Origin of the sequence: Streptomyces fuscichromogenes (assembly GCF_014645815.1) — a bacterium.
Taxonomy (GTDB): domain Bacteria; phylum Actinomycetota; class Actinomycetes; order Streptomycetales; family Streptomycetaceae; genus Streptomyces; species Streptomyces fuscichromogenes.
The window spans coordinates 62,241-69,246 of sequence record NZ_BMML01000040.1; the positions used below are offsets into that span (position 1 = coordinate 62,241).

The following is a 7,006-nucleotide window of genomic DNA, read 5'->3' on the forward strand; positions in this document are numbered from 1 at the left end:
GTGTGGCTCGCTCGTTCATCGGAAATGCGCGGAGCTGGCCATTTGCTTGCGCAATACCGAGCGGGACCTGGAGCGCGCCCAGGACCTGTTCTGCCTCAGCTACGCCGGGGTGTAACGGCTCCTCCAGCGGGTGTCTGGTCCGGTGGAATGTGGAGTTGTGGGCTGTCGTCGTTGGGGCGCCTCTCGATGTAGAGGTCAGGACGTGGCGGTGGACAATTAACCCTGGGTATTCAGCGGAATTGGGTGATCTGACGCCCCGATAGCAGAAAGGTGCCGTTGACCTGCAAGGATGTGAGTGTCTAGGTCATATCCGCTGCGGGAGCAAGGCACCTTTCTGGTGGTTGAGCGTACAGGGTGGGACCGTCGGCTGTCGGTGGTGGCTGACGGGAAGGGGCTGGTCGGGCATGCCGGGGCGGTGCTGCTGCGACGGTGCGCGGACCGGACGGGGATGACGGGGGCGCTGGCCAAAGTGCTGCCGTCCAGCATGGTGGCCGGCTGGCGGGACCGGGCAGGGGTGCTGGTGCACCTGGCGGTCGCGATCGTGCTCGGGGCGTCGAACCTGTCGGAGGCCGAGCAGCTCCAGCTTCACCATCGCCCGCTGTTCGGGCCCGAGGCATCGGACTCGACCGCCCGCCGCGCTCTTGCCGCGCTCGACGAGACCACCCTGGCGAAGATCGGCAAGGTGCGGGCGAGGGTGCGCCGGCACGTTTGGGGCCTGCTGCATCTGCGGCCGGGCGGCTTCCCCTGGCTGACGGTGGCCGGTAAGCGGCTGCGCGGGTGGATCGTCATCGACCTCGATGCGACGGTCATCACCTCGGCGTCGAAGAAGGCCGGGGCGGCGGTCACCTTCAAGAAGACGTACGGGTTTCATCCGCTGGCCGCGCGGTGCGCGAACACTACGGAGTCCCTGTCCATGCTGCTGCGGCCGGGCAACGCCGGGGCGAACACGGTGGCCGACCACATCGCCGTGCTCACCGACGCCCTCACGCAGATCCCCCGATCGCCGGCCGCGAAGATCCTCATCCGGGCAGACGGGGCCGGAGCCACGCATGGGCTGCTCGAACACCTCGAAGCGTTGAACACCACGCGGCGCACGGTCCGTTACACCGTCGGCTGGAAGATCACCGAAGACGACGAGAAAGCTATCGCCCGGCTGCCCGGAAGCGCCTGGGAGACCTCCGTGCACCAGGACGGCAGCCTCCAGGAGGGCTACTTCGTCGCCGAGTTGACCGGGCTGAACACCCGCGAGGGCTGGCCAGAGGGCATGCGGCTGATCGTGCGCCGGGTGCGTCCGACCCGGCGGCACCTGAAAAAGCTGACCGCGTTCGAGAAGAAGACCGGCTGGCGCTACTGCATCACCGCGACCAACATCCGTCACATGTGGGGTGTCGCCGGCTCGGGCCACGCCCAGTTCCTGGACGTGCTGCACCGCTCGCACGCCGGTGTGGAAGACCGGGTGCGCACCAACAAGGCGATGGGGCTGGACAACCTGCCCTCGCAATCGTGGGAGGTCAACCGCGGCTGGATGCTCGCCGCGAACATCGCCGCCGATCTCGACGCGTGGGTGCGGCTGCTGGCCCTGCACGACATCGATGACCTGGCCGCGGCGGAGCCGGACACCATGCGTTTCCGCCTCTACCACCTGCCCGCCCGCCTCGCCGACCACGCCCGCCGCCGCTGGCTGCGGATCGAGCGGACCTGGCCCTGGGCGACCGCGTTCACCACCTGCTGGCAGCGCCTGACCGCACTCCCGGCCCTCCCCTGACAACCGGCCGCCAGACCCGACGAAGACCAGGAAGGAGCAGGACCAGCACACTCCGGGTGCCGTGGAACCCCGACGCAGCCGCAGCGATACGCGAAGGCCCCGCCCGCGATCACGCGGAACAAACAGGGCGAACCGACAACCCGGTCAGGTAATCACACCCACTGACGAATCGAGGTTAGAGGCATCACCCTGGAGCCGTACGGTCGCCACCACCACGATCACGGAGCGGCTGCCAGAAACTCAAGAGGCCTGATCAACGGCCGCTCTGCTTCAAGGTATCCCCGTCCCGCACTCGAACAACCCACTCCGGCTACGGCCACCGGCCTGAGCTGCCAAGACCCAGTTAGGAACACAACCAATCCCACAAGCAGGCCCGAGCCCGCGTCGAGCACACCTTCACCCGTATGAAGGGCTGGAAGATCCTGCGCGACTGCCGCCTCAAAGGAGACGGCGTCCATCACGCCATGCTCGGTATCGCGCGCCTGCACAACCTCACTCTCGCCGGATAGGCGGCGGCGCCGTACCGCAGCCGACCCCGTCTCCACCCACTCCAAGATCATTACGGGACACCCTTGGCCAGTATCTGCCCGGTTTCCGTCTGTGGAGCCACATCCTCCAGTCGTCCCGCTTTGGAGTGAGTCATGGAGAGCGTAAGATTTTCCGTTGCAGACTCGGGCGAATTTCTTTCACAGGTACCTTCCAGCCGACCTGTCGTTCGCTTTTGCACGGCTTCAGTCGCCTTGCTAATATCGGTTAGTTAAAAGAGGCGTTGCGCAGCACGTCGAAGCCGGGCGCTCTCCGAAGGCCTCCAGCAGATCCGCGATGCACCTCGGTGGGGGTTGCTAATCTCTCATCTCTCGCCCACTCGACGCCTCGCTTAACCGGGCAACTTCTCCGCCCACTGCTGTAGTGCAAGCCGGTCTACTTTTCGGTTGGAATTCAACGGGAAATTATCCAAGTGTACGTACCGGCGTGGCAGTATGCTGTCCGGCAGCACGGCGCGCAGGTCATCGGCCAACGCCGACTCCGGCACTTCGTTGCCGGTATAGAAAACAACTAGCTCCGTTCCGTGTATCACAGACCTGGTGACGGTTACCGCGTGGCGCACTCCTTCGCAATCGCGTACCAGGTAGTCTACTTCTGCCAACTCGACGCGCCAACCATGCACCTTTACCTGGGAGTCCAAGCGCCCAATATAGGAGAGTTCGCCGTCCGGATTCGCGCGCACTCGGTCGCCTGTGCGGTACCAGCGCCGGCCATCAAGGTCGGCGAACCGGCCTTTTTCGTCGGCCGGATCGAGGTATCCGGTTGCCATCTGCGGACCAGTGATCCACAGCTCACCCTCCACATGTGACTTTTCGCCTTCCTCAGTCACCAGACGGAAGTCGTGGGCTTCATGTACCTTCCCGATCGGCACGGTTCCGTTGACGCCACGTTTTTCCGACTCCTCACCCAACCAGCGATGCCAGGTGATGCTGATCGTGAACTCGGTCGGTCCGTAAAGGTTCTCCACCTTTGATCCCGGTGCAGCCACTTGCCAGTCCGCGGCGTCCTGGCAGCGCAACGCTTCGCCAGCGAAGAACGACCACCTGAGGCTGGCGAGCGCACCTTTCTCCAGCCCGCCCATCTCCCGGGCCAGCCAGATAGCACTCGGCGTGGAGTACCACACAGTAACTCCATGCTCGGCGAGGAACGCGGGAAGATCCCGATACGCCGACGGTGGTACTACCTGCACCGTCGCGCCAGCACCCCAGGCGGAGAAGACGTCGTGTACGCCACAGTCGAAATTGAGATCGAAGGTCTGGGAGAACACGTCGTCCGACCTGAAGTCGCACCGTTTGTCAAGCAGGTCGAAGTAGTGCGCGAAACCGCCATGCGACAGGGGAACACCCTTTGGGACCCCGGTCGAACCTGATGTGAATAGGATGTATGCCCGATCCGAAGGTGTTACTTTTATCGGCGTCGAGATTTCCGGATGCGAAGTCACCGGGATTTTTGGAAATTTTTCAGCGAAACCACCAGTGTCGAGGACTCGAATACCCATTTCCTGATCTATGATTTCCGGCAGGGCCGTTAGACCGTGTTCATCGGCGATCAGCGTGTCCACCCCTGCCAGCTTGATCATCCGGCGGATAAGTGCGGCGGGGAAGTTCGGCTGCAGCGGAACGACGGTGGCGCCCGCGTACAGCACCGCCAGTAGGCCCACATAGGCTGTCATACTCTTGCCCGCCAGCACTCCTACTGAACGAGGAGACCCATTTGCCATGAGTGACCCCGCCCAGCGCAAGGCCATGTTGTGCACCCGTCGATAGCTGACACTGTCCGAGCCGATCCGCACAGCAGGACGGTCCGGGGATATTTCCAATCCGTGCAAGAATCGCTCGGTCAGTGTGAGAGGCATAACCTTGTCAACCCCTATCCCTCGGCTGTGAAAGTCTTCCTCAGCGTGATGGTCGATCTTCCAATTTCGAACCAGTACATTACCGATCCAGGCGCCGTACTGTACTGACATCCGTCAGGTGCATCGGACCAGGGGGCCGCGCAGTGCCGAGCGTCTTTGACGCCACGACCGACTCGTGGAGCTTGTTCCAAGGGCTATGGCTCTTGCCTTGATCCTGCTCTTCACTGTGCATATGACCACGTTCTCACTGATGATGGCAGCCCAGACCGGCGTGACGCTTACGCCGCCCTGTCCGGTGTGAACCGCCAGATGCACATACAGGCGATCGGGACTGGGCAGATGGGCGGGGCGACCAAGGGGTGATTACAGAAAGGGACACTCGTCTGAATTAATTGAGACGCCCCCACTCTCTCGATTAACTCGGCAGTGTTGGATGCGCGCTGCTTGATTTCTTCTCGCACTACCGGTAGTTTGTTAACCTCGATTCTTCAGTGGGTTTTGGTCGCTGATCGGTGCTGCGGTTCGCCCGTAATATCCTTTGCTGCTGGAGGGCGGGCCGTCGTGTGACGCTGCAGCTGCGCCGTGTTCCACAAGCCCGGGGACTGCGGGGTAGTCCTCCTTCCTGGTCTTCGTCGGGGCGGGTGCGGGCGGTCAGGTGGTGGCCGGCAGCTGGGCGAGCCTCATCCACCTGGTGGCGAACGCCGGTGCCCAGGTAGCGGCGGCGGGCTTGGCGGGCGGGCGGGTGGTAGAGGCGGAAGCGCATGGTGTCCGGCTCGGCATCCGTCAGGTCTTCGGTGTCGTGCAGGGTCAGCAGACGGAGCCAGGCGTCGAAAGCGGCCGCCAGGTTCGCGGCGAGCATCCAGCCTGTGTTGATCTGCCATGAAGGTGAGGGCAGGTTGTGCAGGCCCTTAAAGCCTTGCCGGTGCGGATACGGTCTTCGACCTCGGCGTGGTCGCAGTGCAGGGCGTCGAGGAACTGGATCTGGTGGGAGTCGGCGATGCCCCACATGAGGCGGATGTTCGTGGCGGTGATGGCGTAGCGCCAGCCGGTCTTCTCCTCGAAGTTGGTCAGCTTCTTCATCTGCCGCCGTGAGGGCTTGTCGCGGCGGACCCTCAGCCGCATCCCCTCCGGCCAGCCGTCCCGGGTGTTCACGCCGGTCAACTCGGCAACCTAGTAGTCCTCTTGAAGTTCGCTGCGCTGTGTCAGTGAGGTCTCCCACGCTATCCCGCTGCCACGGCTCCCTGCGTATGGTGGTGCACGCGGTCAACGGGACCTGGCGGGCGATGGACCAGTTCGCCACCCCTGAACAGCGGGAGCGGTTCCTGCTGCCCTCCATCGCCGGTCGGCTCAAGGTCGCCTTCACGCTCACCGAGCCAGACGCCGGCTCCGGTGCTGACATCCGCTCCAGTGTTGTCAGGGAGGGTGACACGTACTACCTGACCGGTGCCAAGCACCTCATCACCTTCGGGGTGCGGTGCGACTACTGGCTGCTGGCCGCGCGGTTGGCGGGCAGCACCGGACACGAGGGCACCGTCGCCCTCATGGTTCCGCGGGATGCGCCCGGGGCGACCGTCGAGGACACCTCCGAGACCATGGGGGGTCACCGGCACCGACTACGCCCGGCTGACCTTCGACCGGACGCCGGTCCCGGTGGCGAACCGGCTCGGCGACGAGGGGGACGGCCTCGCGGTGGCCATGAGCGGATTCCTGACCCCCTCGCGGATCTCGCTGGCGATGAGCTGCGTGGGACTGGCCCGCCGCGCCCAGGAGCTGGCGCTGGAGTACGCCCGCAACCGGGTGACGTTCGGGCGGCCGATGACCTCGCGGCAGGCGCTCCAGTTCATGTTGGCCGAGAACGAGCCGGACATCGAGGCGGCCAAGCAGCTCACCATGCACGCGGCTCGCCGCTGGGAGGCTGGGGCGGAGGAGGCCACCATGGTCTCGTCGATGGCAAAGCTGACAGCGGTCGACATGCTCGGGAGGGTCACCGACAAGGCCCTTCAGGTGCACGGAGGTTCCGGCTACTGGAAGAACAGCCCGATCGAGCGGGTCTACCGGGACGCCCGGGCCCAGCGCTTCGAGGAAGGTACCAACGAGATCCAGAAAGCCGTTGTCTTCCGCGAGCTGCTGAACCGGATGGAGGCGGTCCGATGAGTGCGCCGGACAGGCGGTTCCAGGACCGGGTGGCGCTGATCACCGGTGCCTCCCGCGGTATCGGGCGGGCGCTCGCGCTCACCCTGGGCCGGGGCGGCGCCACCGTGGTGGTGAACTACAAGAAGCACGCCGACCTCGCCGAGAAGACCGTGGCCGAACTGGAGGAGGCGGGCGGGCGGGGTCTCGCGGTGCAGGCAGACGTCGAGACGGTGGAGGGCGTGGAGAGCCTGTTCGCCGCGGTGCGGGACGAGTTCGGACGGTTGAACCACTTCGTGTCCAACGCCGCGGCCAGCGCCTTCAAGAACATCCTCGACCTCAAGCCGCGCCATCTAGAAGTTACGTGGAATCTGCCTGGGTGATCATGTAGCTCGGGTTCATCCACGATCCTGGGGAACGGCTTGAGTAGTACATCGGTACTCGTGGCCAAGTGGCCGGTACTGGCACGAAACGATCACGCAGCCACCTGGCTGCAAGCGTGGGAAGATCTCGGGCGCGCGCCGCGGACCTTGGACGCCTACGCGCGCGGGCTGGCGGAGTACCTGGCGTTGTGTGAGCGCGAGGCGGTCGATCCGCTGTCGGCGGGTCGGACGCATGTGGCGGTATTCGTCCGCGAGTTGACGTCTAGTGCTCTGACCGGGAAGGTTCGCCGGGGAGGTCGTCCGGGCGGCTGGATGTACGGTGACGTC

At 64.7% G+C, this 7,006-nt stretch carries 4 protein-coding genes and 4 pseudogenes; 6 read left to right on the forward strand and 2 right to left on the reverse strand.

Annotated elements, in window-relative coordinates:
• Positions 1-337: 337 nt before the first annotated feature.
• Entirely contained in the window at positions 338-1,765 is a 1,428-nt protein-coding gene (locus IEZ11_RS46470; RefSeq protein WP_268239968.1) for an IS1380 family transposase, read from the forward strand.
• Positions 1,766-2,112: 347 nt separating this feature from the next.
• Positions 2,113-2,274, forward strand: a pseudogene (locus tag IEZ11_RS46475) (transposase); the annotation flags it as partial.
• 368 nt (positions 2,275-2,642) lie between these two features.
• Here IEZ11_RS46475 and IEZ11_RS46480 read toward each other — a convergent pair.
• Entirely contained in the window at positions 2,643-4,277 is a 1,635-nt protein-coding gene (locus IEZ11_RS46480; RefSeq protein WP_308426598.1) for an AMP-binding protein, read from the reverse strand.
• A 696-nt stretch (positions 4,278-4,973) separates the two neighbouring features.
• Positions 4,974-5,327 carry a hypothetical protein gene (locus IEZ11_RS46485; protein WP_189269143.1) on the reverse strand — a complete coding sequence of 118 codons (354 nt, stop codon included), beginning with the start codon at positions 5,325-5,327 and terminating at the stop codon, positions 4,974-4,976.
• Positions 5,328-5,449: 122 nt separating this feature from the next.
• On the opposite strand from IEZ11_RS46485, the pseudogene IEZ11_RS51575 reads away from it, so the two are divergent.
• From IEZ11_RS51575 to IEZ11_RS51580, 4 genes and pseudogenes are all read left to right on the forward strand, one after another.
• Positions 5,450-5,716 (forward strand): annotated as a pseudogene (locus IEZ11_RS51575) (acyl-CoA dehydrogenase family protein); the annotation flags it as partial.
• A gap of 4 nt (positions 5,717-5,720) precedes the next feature.
• A complete protein-coding gene (locus IEZ11_RS46490; RefSeq protein ID WP_229713795.1) occupies positions 5,721-6,320 on the forward strand; it encodes an acyl-CoA dehydrogenase family protein in 600 nt (199 codons plus the stop codon).
• 38 nt (positions 6,321-6,358) lie between these two features.
• Positions 6,359-6,679, forward strand: a pseudogene (gene chcA, locus IEZ11_RS46495) (1-cyclohexenylcarbonyl-CoA reductase); the annotation flags it as partial.
• A gap of 60 nt (positions 6,680-6,739) precedes the next feature.
• A pseudogene (locus tag IEZ11_RS51580) lies at positions 6,740-7,006 on the forward strand (hypothetical protein); the annotation flags it as partial.